Source organism: Paracoccus sp. SJTW-4 (assembly GCF_047716885.1).
In the GTDB taxonomy this organism is placed as follows: Bacteria; Pseudomonadota; Alphaproteobacteria; order Rhodobacterales; family Rhodobacteraceae; genus Paracoccus; species Paracoccus solventivorans.
Genome location: NZ_CP136681.1, coordinates 2,499,809 through 2,516,821 on the forward strand (window position 1 = coordinate 2,499,809; position 17,013 = coordinate 2,516,821).

Here is a 17,013-nt window from a genome sequence, read left to right on the forward strand (position 1 = left end):
CGGCGGTTCATCGCCCGCGCCCCGCCCGCGGATCAAGGTAAGGACAACATGAGCTTTCCCGCATTCTTCGACGACGCCCCGGAAATCCGGATGCGCGACCCGCTGGCCGCGTTTCTGGGCAGTGCCGAGGGTGGGGTGATGACCTATCGCTATGCCGATGCGGTGCGGCTGGCCGGGCATTCCTGCCCGGTGGTCGCGGGGGCCTGGCTGATGGTGGCGGCCGGGCTGGCCCGGCTTTACGGCGACGACCTGCCCGAGCGCGGCGGGATCGAGGTCCACATGCGCGACGGATCCAGCCACGGCACCACCGGGGTCACCGCCTCGGTCGCGACGCTGGTCACCGGCGCGGCGGCGGAATCGGGTTTCGGCGGCATCGGCCCTGCGCGGCGGTTCGCGCGGCGCCGGCTGCTGCGCTTCGGCGCGCCCATCGACGCCATCATGGCGCTACGGCGGCGCGATACCGGCGCGGGGGTGGTGCTGGACATCGACAGCACCCGCATTCCCCACGACCCCGAGATCGGAGAGCTGATGCCGCAGGCGGTGGACGGCACCGCCGACGCCGCGGCGCTGGCCCGGTTTGCCGCGCTGTGGCAGCGCCGGATCGCGCGGATGCTGGCGGCGGCGGACGACCCGGCGCTGGTCCATGTCGCGGACTGGCGCTGCGACAACGACCCTCTTTGAAGCGCCGCCCTCCTGCCCATAGATCATCTGGATCAATGCCAGCCTTCGCCAGCACCATCCCCCCGAGACCCGATGCAAGTCCCAAGGAGGCCCGCATGTCCCCGACCGCTTTCCGCCCCTCACGCCGCTCGGTCCTTGCCGGGGCGGCCGCGGTGGCGACGGCTTTCGCCACGCCCTCGATCCTGCGCGCGGCGCCGCTGGCGCGGCTGGCGCTTTACGGCCCGCCGGCCGCGCCCAGCATCGTGCTGGCCCATGCCATCGCCGCCGGAATGCTGGCCGAGCTGGCGCCCCAGGTGACGCTGTCCACCTGGCGCACCCCGGACGAGCTGCGCGCCGGGCTGACCTCGGGGACCATCGACCTGTCGGTGATGCCGGTGCAGGTCGCGGCCAATCTTTACAACCGCGGCATGGGGGTCGGGCTGGTCAACAGCATGACCGACGGGCTCTTGCATGTGGTGGCCGAGGAAGGCTCGGTCACCGATCTGGCCGGGTTGCAGGGCAAGCGGCTGGCCGTGCCCTTCGTCAACGACACCCCGGATTTCGTGCTGCGGGCGCTGTTCGAGGCGCAGGGGCTGTCGGACGCCGTGCAGCAGGTGCCGGTCGGCAGCCCGATCGAGGCCGCGCAGATGCTGCTGGCCGGCCAGATCGACGCGGCGCTGCTGTCCGAGCCGGCCTCGACCGTCGCCATCATGCGCGGCATCCCCTCCGGGCGGCATCTGGCACGGGTGATCGACCTGCAAGAGGAATGGGGCCGGCAGACCGGCGGCGCCCCGGTGCTGCCGCAGGCCGGGCTGGCCGCGACGCAGGCGTTCCTGGACCGGGGCCGCGAGCTGCTGCCGCAGTTGCAGGAAGTGCTTGAGCGCGCCACCGCCGCCGTGCTGGCCGATCCGGTGCGCGCGGGCACGGACGCGACCGCGGCGCTTGAGATGCCGGCGCCGGTGCTGGCGCTGTCGATCCCGCATTCGCGGCTGGTCGCCCGCCCGGCCAGTCAGGCCCGCCCCGCCGTCGAATCGATGCTGTCGCTGATGGCCAAGGGCGATCCCGCGATCATCGGCGGCCAGCTGCCCGACGACGGGTTCTATCTGCTGTGAGGCCGGTGCCTTCTGCCCTGGACCGCCTGTCGCGGTTCGGCCGCTTCCTGTGGTCGGGGTGGGCCGGGCTGGCCGGGCTCGCCCTGATCGCGGGGCTGTGGCAGGCGGGGCATGAGGCTTACGGCGATTTCATCCTGCCCGCGCCGCTGGACACGCTGGCGGCGGGGTGGCGGCTGCTGCATGACGGCACGGCCGTCGAGCTGCTGGCCCTGACCACCCGCCGCGCGCTGGCCGGGTTCGCGCTATGCGCGGTGATCGGCACCGCGGCCGGGGTCGCGGCGGGCTATTCCCCGGCGACGCTGCGGCTGTCGCGGCCGGTGCTGACGGTCCTGATGGGGGTGCCGCCGATCGCCTGGATCGTGCTGGCGATGATCTGGTTCGGCGCCTCGGACCGGACGGTGGCAATGACGATCCTCGTCTCGACCACCCCCGTCGTCTTCATCGGCGCGGTCGAGGGGGTGACCACGCGCGACCGCGGGATCGAGGACATGGCCCGGGTCTTTGGCGCCGGGCCGATCCGCCGCTTTACCCATGTCGCGGCGCGGCAGATCTCGACCCAGCTGTTTCCGGCGCTGATCCTGGCGCTGGGGTCGTCCTTCAAGGTCGCGATCATGGCGGAACTGCTGGCCAACGCCGGCGGCATCGGCGGCGCGCTGGCGCGGGCGCGGGCGATGCTGGACATCGCCGAGGCGATGGCCTGGGTCGGGCTGGCCGTCGCGGCGCTGATCGTGGTGGAATACGTGCTGATCCGGCCGCTGCGGTCGGAGCTGGAACGCTGGCGCGACGCCGCCGCGCCCTGGGGCGTCAAGCGATGACCGTGCTGGAACTGCAGCGCATCGGCCATTCCTTCTTCGGCCGCAAGGTGCTCGAAGGGATCTCGCTGAGCATCGGCGCGGCCGAGATCGTGGCGCTGGTCGGCCCCTCGGGTTCGGGGAAATCCACCATCGCCCATATCGCCGCCGGGGTGGTCGATGCGGGTGAGGGCCGGGTGGTCCGGCGCTATCACCGGCACACGATGGTGTTCCAGGACCCGCGGCTGATGCCCTGGGCGACGGCGCGCGACAATATCGGCTTTCCGCTGCGCCTGGCCGGGGTGCGGCGGGGCGGCCGCGACGGGGCGATCCGCGCGGCGGCGCTGCGCGCCGGGCTGCTGCCCGAGGATCTGGACAAATACCCCTCGGAACTGTCGGGGGGGATGCGCCAGCGCACCGCTATCGCCCGCGCGCTGGTGACGGACCCCGACTTCATCTATTTCGACGAGCCCTTCACCGCGCTGGACGTGGCGTTGAAGCGGCGGATGCAGGATCTGGTGATAACGGCCGCCGCCAGCGCCCGGTTTGCCGCCCTGTTCATCACCCACGACCTGTCCGAGGCGATCCGCATCAGCCACCGCATCCTTGTGCTGGACGCGAACGGGCGCGGCATCGCCGGCGCGCGCATCCTGCCCGGCGCCCCCGGCAGTCGCGACGATGCCGCCGTCTTTGCCCTGCGCCAGCGGTTCCTGACCGAGGATCCGCTGTTCGCCCGTATCCACGACACCGACGAGCGGCTGCGACCATGACCACACCGCTGCACCGCGTCCTTTCGGACGAGGGGTTCCGCATCTTCTTCCCGCTCGCCGCGCTTTACGCCGCGCTGTGGCCGCTGGCATGGGTGGCGCTGTGGGGGTTCGACCTGCCCTTTGCGCGGAACATCCCGCCCGGAGTCTGGCACGCGAACGAGATGGTGTTCGGCGCCTGGGGCGCGGCGCTGCTGGGTTTCCTGACCACGGCTGCGCCGGAATGGACCGACACCCCGCGGCTGCGGGGCGGGGCGCTGTGGGTGCTGGCGGCGCTGTGGGGGGCGGCGCGGGTCGCGGGGCTGGTCGGCGCCGACGCGCTGGTCCTGCCCGCGATGCTGGCCGACATGGGCTGGCTGGTGCTGCTGATCGCCTATCTTCTGCAGCTGACCATCCGCCAGCGCAGCACCCGCGTCGTGGTCTTTGCCGCATGGCTGTTCGCGCTGGCGGTGGGCTGCATGATGGCGCGGCTGGCGATGCTGGCGGGCGACGGCGTGGCCGCGGCCGAGTGGCTGCGGCTGGCCGGGCTGACCTTCCTTGGCCTGCTGAGCCTGGCGCTGTCGCGCATCACCGTCCCGATCACCAATATCGTGCTGGACCCGTCCGAGCGCAGCTCTCCGTTCCGGCCGCATCCGGGGCGGCGCAATCTCGCGGCCGGGCTGGTGGCGCTGGCGCTGGCCGCAGAGATCGCCGGCCTGTCGCCCGCGGTCGCCGGCTTCCTGTGGATCGCCGCCGGCGCCGCCTTCATGGACCGCATGGCCGAGGGCTTTGTCGGCCCCGAGGCGCTGCGGGCCGAGATCATGGTGCTGATGGGGGCCGCGGGCTTTGCCGGGCTGGGGCTTCTGGGACTGGGCGCGGCCGGGCTGGGCGCCCCTTGGGCCGCGGCCGGGCCGCTGCATCTGGCGCTGATGGGCGGGCTGGGGCTCGGCGTGCTGGCGGTGCTGGCAATCGCGGGGCGGTTCCATACCGGGCAGGGGCTGGGCCTCAACCTGGCCACGCGGGCAGGGTTCGCGCTGGCCGCCGCGGCGGTGCTGCTGCGGGCGCTGCCGGACATGGGGCTGGCCCCTTGGCCCCCCGGCCCGCTGCACCTGCTGGCCGTGGTCCTGTGGGCGGCGGGTTTCCTGCTGTGGCTGGCCGACTACTGGCCCGCGATCCGGCGGCTGGAGCCGCCCGCCCCGCCGGGCTGAAATCCGGCGCAACGGCCGGGGCAGGGGCCCGAGCAAGCCGCGCCCATCGGCCCGCGCAATCGCCTTGACTTTGCCGAACGGTTTGCCATGACAGGGGCAGCTTTGGTTCCGGCGGCTTGCCGCTGGATTAAAAGGGAACTGCGGTGCGCCTGAGGGCAAAGCCGCGGCTGCCCCCGCAACTGTAAGCGGCGAGCGACGGCCGACCATGTCACTGGGACCCAATGTCCCGGGAAGACCGGCCCGAGCCCTGACCCGCGAGCCAGGAGACCTGCCCAAGCGATCACCCATTTCCTGCGCGGGGCGCGCATGGAAAGCGGCCTCCCGCAGCGGTGACACCCAACCGGTCTGCGGGGAAGGTGCGCCTTTTTCCCGCCGGCCAATCTGTAATCCGCAGGCGCCGCCTGCGTGGGAAAGGCAATGTCATGATCCGCCCCCAGATCCCAGGGATCGCTTTTTGTGCGGCGCTTGCGCCGATGGCCGTCCTCGCGCAGGACGCGGGACTGCCCGATACGCTGACCCTCGACCCCATCGTGATTTCCGGCGGGCTGACGCCGCTCGCGGCGGAAAACTACGCCCGCTCCTACACCGTGCTGACGGCCGGGGACATGGCCGCCGCCGGCGTGACCTCGGTGCAGGATGCCCTGCGGCGGGTGCCGGGGGTGGCGGTCACCTCGACCGGCGACAGCTATACGCAGGTCCGCATCCGGGGCAGCGAGTTCAGCCACGTGCTGGTGCTGATCGACGGGGTCGAGGCGAACTCGCCCAGCGGCGGCTCGTATCTGTTCACCGGCATGGACCTTGCGGAGATCGACCGGATCGAGGTGCTGCGCGGCCCGCAATCGACGATCTACGGCTCGAACGCCGCCGCGGGGGTGATCTCGATCACCACCACCCAGGCGGGCAAGCCGGGCCTGTCCTACGGCGGCGCGGCCGAGGTCGGGGGGCTGGGCACGCGCGCGGCCTCGACCTACATCCGCCAGCGCAGCGAGCGCGGGGCGCTGAGCCTTTCGCTGTCCGCCCGCAATATCGACGGCGACGACGATTCCCGCAGCGGCGGCGACAAGGATTTTAACGACCTCACCACCGCGGCGCTGGGCGGGTCCTACGCGCTGACCGACGAGGTGACCGCCGGCTTCACCCTGCGCCGCAGCTGGCAGGACTACGGCTACGACACCACCACCTCGCCAGTGGATGATCCGCGTGACTATCAGCTGGACGCGCCGCTGACCGCGAAGCGGGGCGAAAGCTATGGCGCGCTCTGGCTCGAGGCCGCGGCGCTGGACGGCAGGCTGCACAGCCGGCTGGCGTTGTCGGGCATGAACCAGACGCTGGATCATTTCGACGCGGGCGTGGCCACATCCGACGACCGCTCGACCCGCCGCAGCCTGCGCTATACCGGCAGCTTGGCGCTGGATGGCCGCGACGCAAGCAGCGCCGACCAGAAGCTGATCGTTGCAGCCGAAACCGAGCGCGAGACCTATCGTTCCAGCTACAACCCCGGCGGCACCTATCAGCGTGACACCCATGCGCTGGCGCTGGAATATCAGGGCCGCTTTGCCGATGGCGTCTCGGTGCAGGCCGGGGTGCGGCGCGAGTTCAACGACGTGTTCCGCGATGCGACGACCTGGAATCTTGCAACGGCATGGCAGGTGCCGGGGCAGGATCTGCGGCTGCGGGCCGCGGCCGGCCGCGCCCATGTCAACCCGACCATGTTCCAGCAATACGGCAATGTTCCCGGCGTCTGGGAAGGGAACCCCGACCTGAAGCCCGCGCGCAGCATGAACTATGAGCTGGGTGCCGATCTGGGGTTTGCGGGTGGACGCGGGCTGGCCTCCTTTGCGGTCTTTCAAAGCAAGATCGACGACATGATCACCGGCACCGCCGACAGCGCGGTCAACGCGCCCGGCACCAGCACCCGCAAGGGGTTCGAGCTGGGCGTGAGCCTGCAGGCGACCGACAGCCTGTCGCTGGGCGCCGACTATACCTATGTCGACGCGGCCCAGGCCAACGGCCTGCCGATCGTGCGCGCGCCGCGCCACCAGCTGGGCCTGCGCGCCAGCCAGGGTTTCGCCGCAGGGCGCGGGCTGGCGTCGGTGGATATCCGCCATGTCAGCGGCACCTATGACATGGAGTGGTTCGGCTGGGACTACACCACCCCCAGCCCGGCCAACAGCAAGCTGCCCGGCTTCACCACCGTCAACCTGGCCGCGCATTACGACCTGACCGACGAGATCCGGCTGCAGGGCCGCATCGTGAACCTGTTCGACAAGGAATATTCCGAGGCCTGGGGCTATTACGGCCAGGGCCGCACCGCCTATGTCGGGGTCGAGGCGAAATGGTAGGGCGGCTGCTCAGGGCCGGGTGCATCGCGCTTGGCCTGTGGCTTGGGGGTGCGGCCCATGCCGCGCCGCCGCAGCGGGTGGTGTCGATGAACCTGTGCACCGACCAGCTGGCGATGCTGCTGGCGGCGCCGGGACAGCTGGTCTCGGTCAGCTATCTGGCGCAGGACCCGCAGGCCTCGACCATGGTGGAACAGGCGCGCGCCTACCCCGCCAATCACGGGCTGGCCGAGGAGATCTATCGCCTGCGGCCCGATCTGGTGCTGGCCGGGGCCTATACCACCCGCGCCACCGTGGCGATGCTGCAGCGGCTGGGGGTTCCGGTGGCGATCTTTCCGCCCGAGGCCGATTTCGACGGCATCCGCGGCAATCTGCGCCGGATGGGCGAATTGCTGGGGCGCGAGGCCGAGGCCGAGGCCCAGATCGCCGCTTTCGACCAGGGGCTTGCGGCGCTGATGGATACGCCCGTCCAGCGCCCGACCGCGGCGCTTTACTATGCCAACAGCTACACCTCGGGCCGCGACAGCCTGGCCGGGCGCATCGTCGAGGCAGCGGGGCTGCACAATATCGCCGCCGATGCCGGGCTGTCGGGCAGCGGCGTGCTGGCGCTGGAGCAGCTGGTGCTGGCCAACCCCGACCTGCTGATCCGGGGGCGGCGCTACGCCGGCCGCTCGCGCGCGGAAGAGGTGCTGGACCACCCCGCCGTCGCGGCCTTGGCGGAACGTGCCGGCCAGACCGGCATCGCCGATCAGGACTGGGTCTGCGGCACCCCCCGGGTGCTGGGCGCCATCGCAAGGCTGCGCGACGCCCGGCTGGGGCTGGAGCAGGGGTCATGATGAGCCAGCGGCTGCTGCTGGGCGCGCTGTCGGCGCTGGTGCTGGCGCTGTTTGCGGGATCGGTCCTGATCGGCCCCGCCGGGCTTGGCCCGCGCGACGAGGTTCCCGCGCTGTTCGGGCGCGGGGACGACCTGATCGCCATGGTCATGCAGGAAATCCGGCTGCCGCGGGCGATCCTGGGGGTGCTGCTGGGCGCCAGCCTCGGGCTGGCGGGGGCGGCGATCCAGGGGTTCCTGCGCAACCCGCTGGCCGAGCCGGGGCTGATCGGCACCTCGGCCTCGGCCGCGCTGGGGGCGGTGCTGGCGATCCAGACCGGGCTGGCCGCGGCGATGCCGCTGGGGCTGCCGCTGGCGGCGCTGGCGGGGGCGCTGGTGTCGGTGCTGCTGATCCTGCTGCTGGCCGGGTCGCGCGGCGGCGCGCTGCCGCTGATCCTGGCGGGCATCGCGATTTCCGCGCTGGCGGGGGCGGCGACCTCGCTGGTGCTGAACCTGTCGCCCAACCCGTTCGCGGCCAATGAGATCATTTTCTGGATGATGGGCTCGCTGGCCGACCGTTCGATGCTGCATGTCTGGATGACGCTGCCGTTCTTTGCGCTGGGCGCGGGGCTGCTGCTGGCCTGCGGCCGCGGGCTGGATGCGCTGACGCTGGGCGAGGATACCGCCGCCTCGATGGGCCTGCGCATGGGGCGGCTGCGGCTGGCGCTGGTGATCGGGGTGGCCGCGCTGATCGGCTCGGCCACGGCGGTGGCGGGCGCGGTGGGGTTCGTCGGGCTGGTGGTGCCGCATCTGCTGCGCCGCGCGGTCGGGGCCAGCCCCTCGCGGCTGCTGCCGGCCTCGGCGCTGGGGGGCGCGGCGGTGGTGCTGGCGGCCGACATCGCGGTGGGGATGCTGGCGCCGGGGCGCGATCTCAAGCTGGGGGTGCTGACGGCGCTGGTCGGCGCGCCCTTCTTCCTGCACCTGATCTGGCGCACGCGGGGGGACGGGGCATGAGCCTGCTGACCCTGCAAGGGCTGACCGTCGCGCGCCACGGCCGCAAGGTCCTGAACGGCATCGACCTGACCGTGACGGGGGGCGAATTCATCGGCCTGCTGGGCCCGAACGGCGCCGGCAAGACCACGCTGCTGCGCGCGGCGCTGGGGTTGCTTGCGCATGGCGGGCATTCCTCGCTGGCGGAATTGCCGGCCGGGGACCGCGCCCGCCGCGCCGCCTTCATGGCGCAGGGGCGCGACATCGCCTGGCCGCTGCCGGTCGAGCGTCTGGTGGCGCTGGGCCGCACGCCCCACGGCCGCAGCCCCGCCGATGCCCCCGCCGTCGAACGCGCCATCGCTGCGCTGGAACTGCAGCCCCTGCGCCACCGCCCCGCGACCGAGCTGTCGGGGGGCGAGCAGGCCCGCGCCCTGATCGCCCGGATGCTGGCGCAGGAAACGCCGCTGCTGGTCGCGGACGAACCCGTCGCGGGGCTGGACCCCGCCGCGCAGATCAAGGTGATGCAGGTCTTTGCGGGCATCGCGGGGCAGGGCAGGGCGGTGCTGGCGTCCCTGCATGACCTCGGCCTGGCCGCGCGCCACTGTACGCGGCTGATCCTGATGGACGGCGGCCGCATCGCCGCCGACGGCCCGCCGGAACAGGTGCTGCACGCGGACAACCTTGCCCGCGTCTTCGGCATCACCGCCTGGTTCGCCACCACCCCGCAGGGGCCGGTGTTCCAGCCGCTCGACATTCTGACCAAGGACCTGCCATGACCCTGCCTTCCGTCCCCGAGACCCTGTTCGCCGCGTTTTCCGACCCCGAGGCCGGCTGGTCGATGGGCTCTTTCGGCGCCATCGCCGAGTTCCACCACGTCGCCGGCGACCCCGCGCCACATCTGCCGGGCAACGGCGTGGTGACTGCGCGCGGCGCCGTGCGGCTGGACCACCCCGACCGCATCCGCCCCGTCGCGTGGGAGGCGCTGAGCCCGCGCCCCGACCGTTGGCAGCAGGGCGTCGCCCTGTGCCTGCCGGCGGAAGACTCGGCCATGTCGCGGCTCGCCGTCCTGACCGAGATCGGCCCCGACAGCGACGCCATCCGCCCCGAGGACCGCGCGGCGATCCTGTTCGACATGGGGCTGGACCAGCCGCAGGTGGATTTCTGCATCCGCACCGCCGACCCGGCGCTGCTGGCGGTCCTGCGCGCGAATCTGGGCCGTCCGGTGATGGACCCGGAGAACCCGGCGATGGGGGTGATCCTCGGGGCGCATCCGCATCGCGTGGCGCTGAGCCGGATCGGGCGGATCGAGGTCTATCAGCCGATCGGCGGTCCGGACACCGGTGGCGCCTCGCCCATCGGGCCGCACACCCATGTGCTGCCGAAGCTGTTGCGCGCCCGGCGCAGCCACTCGGCAAACATGCCGATCCCCGAGGGGCTGGTGCCGGTCGCGGGTTTCCACCCCGCCAGCGCGATCATGGACCCGCTGGGCCGGGACCGCGATTTTGACCGGGGCATCTTCGACGCGTTCCAGCGTCTGCTGGTGGCTTGGGGCGATGCCGAAAACGTCTCGGTCAAGCGGCAGGTCTGGCAGGCGCTGGCGCAGGGGCTGCGCCCGACGCAGCTGCGCGAACCCGACGCCCGCGCCGCCCGCGTCGCCTTTCGCGTGGCCCTGCGCCAGGCCGGGCGGCGGGACGGGGAAAGCGAGCAGCTGCTGGCCTGGCGCGCGGCCTTCGACCGCGAACTGGCGCCGGCGGACGACGACGCGCCGGGGCATTAGACCGGACCCCGGCAGGCCCTGCGCTCACATTCCGGCGACTGCCGCGGGGGTAGGACAAGGCCGGGACCGGCCCGGCAGGGGTCTGCGCCCTGATCTTCCAGCGGAAACGGGGCGACACCCCGTCCCCCGCGCTTTCCCGGTGGCGGGGCGGGACAGATTGACTCCTACCCCTTGCAGGAACAAACAAGGAACATGGCGGCAGAATCGCTCAGGGCAGGGCCGGGAGGCGCCATTTCGCATGTCCAGCCGTGCAGACAGCCCGGCCCTCGCGGGGCTTCGCGCGCGCATCGCGCAGCTCGAGGGCGGCGGTGCGGGCGCGCGCGGGACGCTGCCTTTCGGCATCCCCCGGCTGGACCGCCGCCTGCCGGGGGGCGGGCTGGCGCTGGGCTGCCTGCACGAGATCGCGGGGGGCGGCGCGGGCGCCGACGACGGGGCGGCGGCCACCTGTTTCGCGGCCGGAATCGCGGCGCGGACGCGGGGTCGGGTGCTGTGGTGCGTGGCCCGGCCCGATCTGTTCGCGCCCGGGCTGGAACAGGCGGGCTTGCCGCCCGACCGGCTGATCCATGTCGAGGCCGGCGACCACCGGGCGGTGCTGGCCTGCATGGAAGAGGCGCTGCGCCACGGCGCCCTGGGTGCGGTGGTGGCCGAGACCCCGCGGCTGCCGATGGCGGTCTCGCGCCGGCTGCATCTGGCGGCGAAGGAAGGCGGCACGCTGGGCCTTGCCCTGCGCCGCTGGCGACAGGGGGCGGCGGGGGCGCAGGATTTCGGGCAGCCCACGGCGGCGATGACGCGCTGGCGGGTGTCGGCGCTGCCCTCGGCGCCGCTGCCGGTGCCCGGGGTCGGGCGGGCGCGCTGGCGGGTCGAGCTGCTGCGCGTGCGCGCCGGCGAAGGCTTCGAGATGGAACTGGAGGCATGTGATGGCACGGGTCATCTCGGTCTTCCTGCCGATGTGGCCGACGGATCGGCTGCGGCGGAAGACCGGCGACAGGACGCCGCCGGCTGAAACGCCGCTGGTGCTGGCGGGGCGCGACCGCAGCCGCCGGGTGGTCACGGCCGCGAATGCGGCGGCGCAGGCGCTGGGCCTGCACCCGGGGATCGAGATCGGCCGGGCGCAGGCGCTGGTTCCCGGGCTGCGGGTGGAACCCGCCGACCCCGGTGCGGATGCGGCCAGCCTGGAGCGGCTGGCGCTGTGGATGCTGCAGCGGATCGCGCCCATCGTGGCGGTCGATCCGCCGGACGGCATCGTCATCGACGCGACCGGGGCCGCGCATCTGCATGGGGGCGAGCCCGCGCTGGCCCAGGCGCTGGTCGCGCGGCTGCGCCTGTCGGGGGTGATCGCCCGCGTCGCCATCGCCGACAGCTGGGGCGCCGCCCATGCGCTGGCCCGCCACGCGGCCGACCCGGTGCTGGTCGCGGCGCCGGGGACGGCGGCGGCGCGGGTGGCGGGCCTGCCGCTCGAGGCGCTGCGGCTGCCGCCCGCGGTCCCGGCGGCGCTGCGCGACCTGGGCTTTGCCCGGATCGGCGATCTGGCCTCCCAGCCGCGCGCGCCGCTGACCCGCCGCTTTGGGTCCCAGCTCTGCCGCCGGCTGGACCAGGCGCTGGCCCGCGCGCCCGAGCCGATCGAGCCGCTGCGCCCGCCCGAGATGGTCGAGGCCCGGCGCAGCTTTGCCGAACCCATCGCCGCTGCGGAAACCATCGCCCGCCATATCACCCTGCTGGTCCAGTCGCTGTGCACCACGCTGGGGGAACGGGGGCTGGGCGCGCGCCGGCTGGACCTGCTGTGCCACCGCATCGACAACCGCATCCTGTGCACCCGCGTCGGGCTGGCGCGGCCGCTGCGCGATCCCGCGCGGCTGGCGCGGCTGCTCTGCGACCGGATCGAGACCATCGACCCCGGGCTGGGGATCGAGACCATGGCCCTGGCCGCCACGCTGGCCGAGCCGCTGGCGCCGCAACAGGCGGCCAGCGATCTGGCGGGGGTGGCCGAGCCGGACCTGTCGGGGCTGATCGACACGCTGGCGAACCGGGTCGGCGCGGGGGCGATCTACCGGCTGGCGCCGGTCGCCAGCGACGTGCCGGAACGCTCGGTCCGCCGCATCCCGGCGCTGGCCGCGGATACCGGCGCCGGCTGGCCCGGCCACTGGCCGCGCCCCGCCCGGCTGCTGCCCCGGCCCGAGCCGATCGAGACCATGGCGCTTTTGCCCGACCACCCGCCGCGCTGGATCTCGTGGCGCGGGGTGCGCCACAGCGTGCGCTGCGCCGACGGCCCCGAGCGGGTGTTCGGCGAATGGTGGAAGCGCGACGCCGAGCTGGCCGCGGTGCGCGACTATTTCCGCATCGAGGACGACAGCGGTGCGCGGTTCTGGATCTTCCGCGCCGGTGACGGCGAGGACGCGGCCACCGGCTCGCACCGCTGGTTCATGCACGGGGTGTTCGGATGAGCCGGGGCCCCGGACAGGATCGCGGGCATGGTCGCGGGGACGGTGCGTGCGAACACGCACCCGGAGGGCGCCCATGACCCTGCGCTATGCCGAATTGCAGGTGACCTCGCATTTCTCGTTCCTGCGCGGGGCCTCGTCGGCGGCCGAGCTGTTCGCCACCGCCGCCGCCATGGGGATAAAGGCGCTGGCGGTGGTCGACCGCAATAGCCTGGCCGGGATCGTCCGCGCGCATGAGGCGGCGAAGGACACGGGCGTGCGGCTGGTGGTCGGCTGCCGGCTGGACCTGGCCTGCGGCATGTCGGTGCTGGTCTATCCGACCGACCGCCCGGCGTATTCGCGGCTGTGCCGGCTGCTGACGCTGGGCAAGTCGCGGGCCGGCAAGGGGGCCTGCCATCTGGAATGGCCGGACCTGGCCGCCAGTGCCGAGGGGCTGCTGGCGGTGCTGGTCCCCGATCTGGCCGACGACGGCTGCGCCCTGCGGCTGCGCCGCCTGCGCGAGGTGTTCGGCGACCGCGCCTATCTGGCGCTGACCCTGCGGCGGCGCCCCAACGACCAGCTGCGGCTGTGGCAGCTGTCGCAGCTGGCGCAGCGCGCCGGCGTGGCCACGGTCGCCACCAACGACGTGCTGTTCCACGACCCCGGGCGGCGGCGGTTGCAGGACGTGGTGACCGCGATCCGGCTGGGCACCACCATCGACGAGCTGGGGCTGCGCCGCGAACGCCACGCCGACCGCCATCTGAAACCCCCGGCCGAGATGCACCGCCTGCTTTCCCGCTGGCCCGAGGCGCTGGCCCGCACGCTGGAAATCGCCGACCGCTGCCGGTTCAGCCTTGACGAGCTGCGCTATCAATACCCCGAGGAACGCGACGATCCGGCGCTGACCCCGCAGGAAATGCTGGAGCTTCTGGCCTGGAGGGGCGCGGCCGGGCGCTATCCCGCCGGCATCCCCGACAAGGTGGCGGTTACGCTGCGCCATGAGCTGGCGCTGATCGGCAAGCTGAAATACGCGCCGTATTTCCTGACGGTGAACAACATCGTCCGCCATGCCCGCGCGCAAGGCATCCTCTGCCAGGGGCGCGGCTCGGCGGCGAACAGCGCGGTCTGCTATGTGCTGGGCATCACCTCGATCGACCCGGACCACTCGGACCTGCTGTTCGAGCGCTTCGTCTCCGAGGAACGCCGCGAGCCCCCCGACATCGACGTGGATTTCGAGCATGAGCGGCGCGAAGAGGTGATCCAGTGGGTCTTTGAAAACTACGGCCGCGACCGGGCCGCGCTGACCGCGACGGTGATCCGCTACCGCTCGAAAGGGGCGCTGCGCGATGTCGGCAAGGCGATGGGCCTGCCCGAGGATCTGATCGGGCTGCTGTCTCGCCAGCTGGGGCGCTGGAACGACGGCATCGGCGCGCGCGAGCTGGCCGAGCTGAACCTGGACCCCGGCGACCGCCGGCTGCGGCTGGCGCTGGAGCTGGCCGCTCAGCTGCGCGGCGCGCCCCGGCATCTGTCGCAGCATCCCGGCGGCTTCGTGCTGACCCATGACCGGCTGGACGATCTGGTGCCGATCGAGCCCGCGGCGATGGCGGGCCGCCAGATCATCGAATGGGACAAGGACGACATCGCCGCCCTGCGCTTCATGAAGGTGGACGTGCTGGCGCTGGGGATGCTCAGCTGCCTGAAACGGGGGCTGAAGCTGCTGGCCGACCACAAGGGGCTGCGCCTTGATCTGGCGACGATCCCGCAGGACGACGGGCCGACCTATGACATGATCTGCAAGGCCGACACGCTGGGCACCTTCCAGATCGAAAGCCGGGCGCAGATGTCGATGCTGCCGCGGCTGAAGCCCCGCAAATATTACGATCTGGTGATCCAGGTGGCCATCGTCCGCCCCGGCCCGATCCAGGGCGACATGGTGCATCCCTATCTGCGCCGCCGCAACCATCAGGAAGACGTCGATTACCCCACGCCGGAACTGGAAAACGTGCTGGGCAAGACCTATGGCGTGCCGCTGTTCCAGGAACAGGCGATGCGCGTCGCCATCGAATGTGCCGGCTTCACCCCGGGCGAGGCCGACCTGCTGCGCAAATCCATGGCGACCTTCAAATCCGTGGGCGGGATCTCGCATTTCCGCGACAAGCTGGTCGCCGGGATGGTCGCCCGCGGCTATCAGGCGGATTTCGCGGAACGCATCTTCCGGCAGCTGGAGGGTTTCGGCTCTTACGGGTTTCCCGAAAGCCATGCCGCCAGCTTCGCGCTGCTGGCCTATGCCTCGGCCTGGCTGAAATGCCGCCACCCCGAGGTGTTCTGCGCAGCGCTGCTGAACAGCCAGCCGATGGGGTTCTACGGGCCCGCGCAGATCGTCCGCGACGCCCGCGAGCACGGGGTCGGGATCCGCCCGGTCTGCGTCAATGCCAGCGACTGGGACTGCACGCTGGAACCGGCGGGGGCGGGTTTTGCCGTGCGGCTGGGGCTGCGCATGATCAAGGGCCTGTCCGAGCCCCATGGCAGGGCCGTCGCCGCTGCGCGGAATGCGCCCTTCGCTTCGGTCGAGGATCTGTGTCGCCGGGCAGGCGTGCCCGTCACGGCCCTGACCGCCCTGGCCGAGGCCGACGCCTTTCGCCCCGCCCTCGGCCTTGCCCGGCGCGAGGCGCTGTGGGCGATCCGCGGTCTGCGCGACGAGGAACTGCCGTTGTTCGCCGCTGCCGCGCGGCGCGAGGGCGCGATGCTGGCCGAGGTGGTGGAACCGGCGGTGGCGCTACGCCCGATGCCCGCGGGGCGCGAGGTGGTCAAGGACTACGGCCACACCGGCCTGACCCTGCGCCGCCACCCGGTCGCCTTCCTGCGGCCCGAGCTGGCGCGCCGCCGCATCGTCACCTGCGCCGAGGCCATGGGCGCGGACAACCGCCGCCGGGTCGAGGCGGCCGGGATCATCCTGGTCCGCCAGCGCCCCGGCTCGGCCAAGGGCGTGATGTTCATCACGCTCGAGGACGAGACCGGCATCGCCAATGTGGTGGTCTGGCCCAAGCTGTTCGAGCGATACCGCCGGGTGATCCTGTCCGCCGGCATGATTGCGGTCAGCGGCCGCATCCAGAGCGCGGACGGGGTGGTGCACCTGGTCGCCCAGCGCATCGCCGATCTTTCCCCCGAGCTTGCCAGCGTCGGCGAACGCGGAGCCTTGCCGGAGGAGAGGGGCGGGACGGAAAAGCACGGCTGGGCAGGCGGGGAAAACCGGCAAGACGGCGCGGGCCAGACAGAAAGGCCGCACGAGACAGCCCCCCGCCGCCCCGGAGACTCGATCCGCGTCCCGACCCGGGATTTCCGCTGATACGCCCTGGTTGCCGTGCCCGGGGGAAGAGGTACGCGATGACGCCCATGGCTGGTGCGCTGTTGCTGCCAGCACGCTACGGTCGCCACCGGGCCCCGAGCAGCCGCCAAGATGCCCCGCGGGACGGGCAACCGCCGCAATGTTGTTGCCGCCTTGCGGAATCCGCCTCGTCCCGCAGCAGGTGCTGCGACGCCGTCCTGTCCCTGGCTGGTGCGCCTCTCCGCAACGCCCCCTCCCCGCCGGGACACGCCCCACCTCAAGGCTGGCGGCTGATCCCGGCCTTGACCCGTCGCAGCGGGATCGAGCTTTCGATGCTGGATACTGCCGGGAAGCGCGTCAGGCGGCCGGTCAGGAACGCCTCGAACCCGGCCAGCCCGTCGGTGACCACGCGCAGCAGATAGTCGCGGTTGCCGGTCATCAGCCAGCAGTCGACCACCTCGGGGCAGTCGCGGATCGCGGCCTCGAACTCGGCCAGCGCCTGGTCGACCTGCCGATCCAGCTTGACCGAGACAAAGACCGACACCGGATAGCCCAGCGCGGCCTCGTCGATCATCGCGGCATAGCCGCTGATGATCCCCGCCGCCTCGAGGTTGCGCATCCGCCGCGCCACCGGGGTCGGGGACAGGCCGATGCGGTCGCTGAGCTCCTGCACGGGGATGCGGGCCTCGTGGCGCAGGATTCGCAGGATACGGATGTCGAACTCATCCAGGGCAGGGGTTTCGGGCAGGTTTTTCTTCATTCTTGCAGGATTTCGCTAAAATACGGCGCCATGATGGCAGAGATAGCACGGAAACCCCGCAGGTCCTGCCCTATCCT

General features: G+C 72.3%; 14 protein-coding genes and 1 riboswitch. Of the genes, 13 read left to right on the forward strand and 1 reads right to left on the reverse strand.

Annotated elements, in window-relative coordinates; all coding sequences use genetic code 11:
* The first annotated feature begins 48 nt into the window (after window positions 1-48).
* The 13 genes from RSP45_RS12255 (at window position 49) to RSP45_RS12315 (ending at window position 16,197) form a co-directional block, all read left to right on the forward strand.
* On the forward strand, window positions 49-681 hold the full coding sequence (locus tag RSP45_RS12255; protein WP_415392135.1) for a hypothetical protein: 633 nt from the start codon (window positions 49-51) through the stop codon (window positions 679-681).
* A gap of 95 nt (window positions 682-776) precedes the next feature.
* Window positions 777-1,772 (forward strand): ABC transporter substrate-binding protein, encoded by a 996-nt coding sequence (locus RSP45_RS12260; RefSeq protein ID WP_415392136.1) that lies wholly within the window; start codon window positions 777-779, stop codon window positions 1,770-1,772.
* A gap of 5 nt (window positions 1,773-1,777) precedes the next feature.
* Window positions 1,778-2,587 carry an ABC transporter permease gene (locus tag RSP45_RS12265; RefSeq protein WP_415392137.1) on the forward strand — a complete coding sequence of 270 codons (810 nt, stop codon included), beginning with the start codon at window positions 1,778-1,780 and terminating at the stop codon, window positions 2,585-2,587.
* Entirely contained in the window at window positions 2,584-3,333 is a 750-nt protein-coding gene (locus RSP45_RS12270) for an ABC transporter ATP-binding protein (RefSeq protein WP_415392138.1), read from the forward strand. The genes RSP45_RS12265 and RSP45_RS12270 overlap by 4 nt, the downstream gene beginning before the upstream one ends.
* Window positions 3,330-4,517: an NnrS family protein gene (locus RSP45_RS12275; RefSeq protein WP_415392139.1), complete on the forward strand. Its 1,188-nt coding sequence runs from the start codon at window positions 3,330-3,332 to the stop codon at window positions 4,515-4,517. Before RSP45_RS12270 ends, RSP45_RS12275 begins: the two co-directional genes overlap by 4 nt.
* Before the next feature lie 86 nt (window positions 4,518-4,603).
* Window positions 4,604-4,808, forward strand: a riboswitch (cobalamin riboswitch).
* 131 nt (window positions 4,809-4,939) lie between these two features.
* The gene (locus RSP45_RS12280; protein WP_415392140.1) at window positions 4,940-6,859 is read left to right on the forward strand and encodes a TonB-dependent receptor plug domain-containing protein; all 1,920 of its coding nucleotides are present in this window, start codon (window positions 4,940-4,942) and stop codon (window positions 6,857-6,859) included.
* The gene (locus RSP45_RS12285) at window positions 6,853-7,692 is read left to right on the forward strand and encodes an ABC transporter substrate-binding protein (protein ID WP_415392141.1); all 840 of its coding nucleotides are present in this window, start codon (window positions 6,853-6,855) and stop codon (window positions 7,690-7,692) included. The genes RSP45_RS12280 and RSP45_RS12285 overlap by 7 nt, the downstream gene beginning before the upstream one ends.
* Window positions 7,692-8,681 (forward strand): FecCD family ABC transporter permease, encoded by a 990-nt coding sequence (locus RSP45_RS12290; RefSeq protein WP_415392142.1) that lies wholly within the window; start codon window positions 7,692-7,694, stop codon window positions 8,679-8,681. Before RSP45_RS12285 ends, RSP45_RS12290 begins: the two co-directional genes overlap by 1 nt.
* The gene (locus RSP45_RS12295; RefSeq protein ID WP_415392143.1) at window positions 8,678-9,433 is read left to right on the forward strand and encodes an ABC transporter ATP-binding protein; all 756 of its coding nucleotides are present in this window, start codon (window positions 8,678-8,680) and stop codon (window positions 9,431-9,433) included. The genes RSP45_RS12290 and RSP45_RS12295 overlap by 4 nt, the downstream gene beginning before the upstream one ends.
* Window positions 9,430-10,434 (forward strand): DUF6925 family protein, encoded by a 1,005-nt coding sequence (locus RSP45_RS12300; RefSeq protein WP_415392144.1) that lies wholly within the window; start codon window positions 9,430-9,432, stop codon window positions 10,432-10,434. Before RSP45_RS12295 ends, RSP45_RS12300 begins: the two co-directional genes overlap by 4 nt.
* 238 nt (window positions 10,435-10,672) lie before the next feature.
* Complete coding sequence (locus RSP45_RS12305) at window positions 10,673-11,437, forward strand: ImuA family protein (RefSeq protein WP_415392145.1); 765 nt, start codon at window positions 10,673-10,675, stop codon at window positions 11,435-11,437.
* Window positions 11,352-12,875, forward strand: a complete 1,524-nt coding sequence (locus tag RSP45_RS12310; RefSeq protein WP_415392146.1) for a Y-family DNA polymerase — start codon at window positions 11,352-11,354, stop codon at window positions 12,873-12,875. The genes RSP45_RS12305 and RSP45_RS12310 overlap by 86 nt, the downstream gene beginning before the upstream one ends.
* Window positions 12,876-12,948: 73 nt before the next feature.
* Window positions 12,949-16,197: an error-prone DNA polymerase gene (locus RSP45_RS12315; RefSeq protein WP_415392147.1), complete on the forward strand. Its 3,249-nt coding sequence runs from the start codon at window positions 12,949-12,951 to the stop codon at window positions 16,195-16,197.
* 256 nt (window positions 16,198-16,453) lie between these two features.
* Here RSP45_RS12315 and RSP45_RS12320 read toward each other — a convergent pair whose 3' ends face one another.
* Window positions 16,454-16,936, reverse strand: coding sequence for an Lrp/AsnC family transcriptional regulator (locus RSP45_RS12320; protein WP_415392148.1), 483 nt, complete (start codon window positions 16,934-16,936; stop codon window positions 16,454-16,456).
* Between the last annotated feature and the right edge of the window lie 77 nt (window positions 16,937-17,013).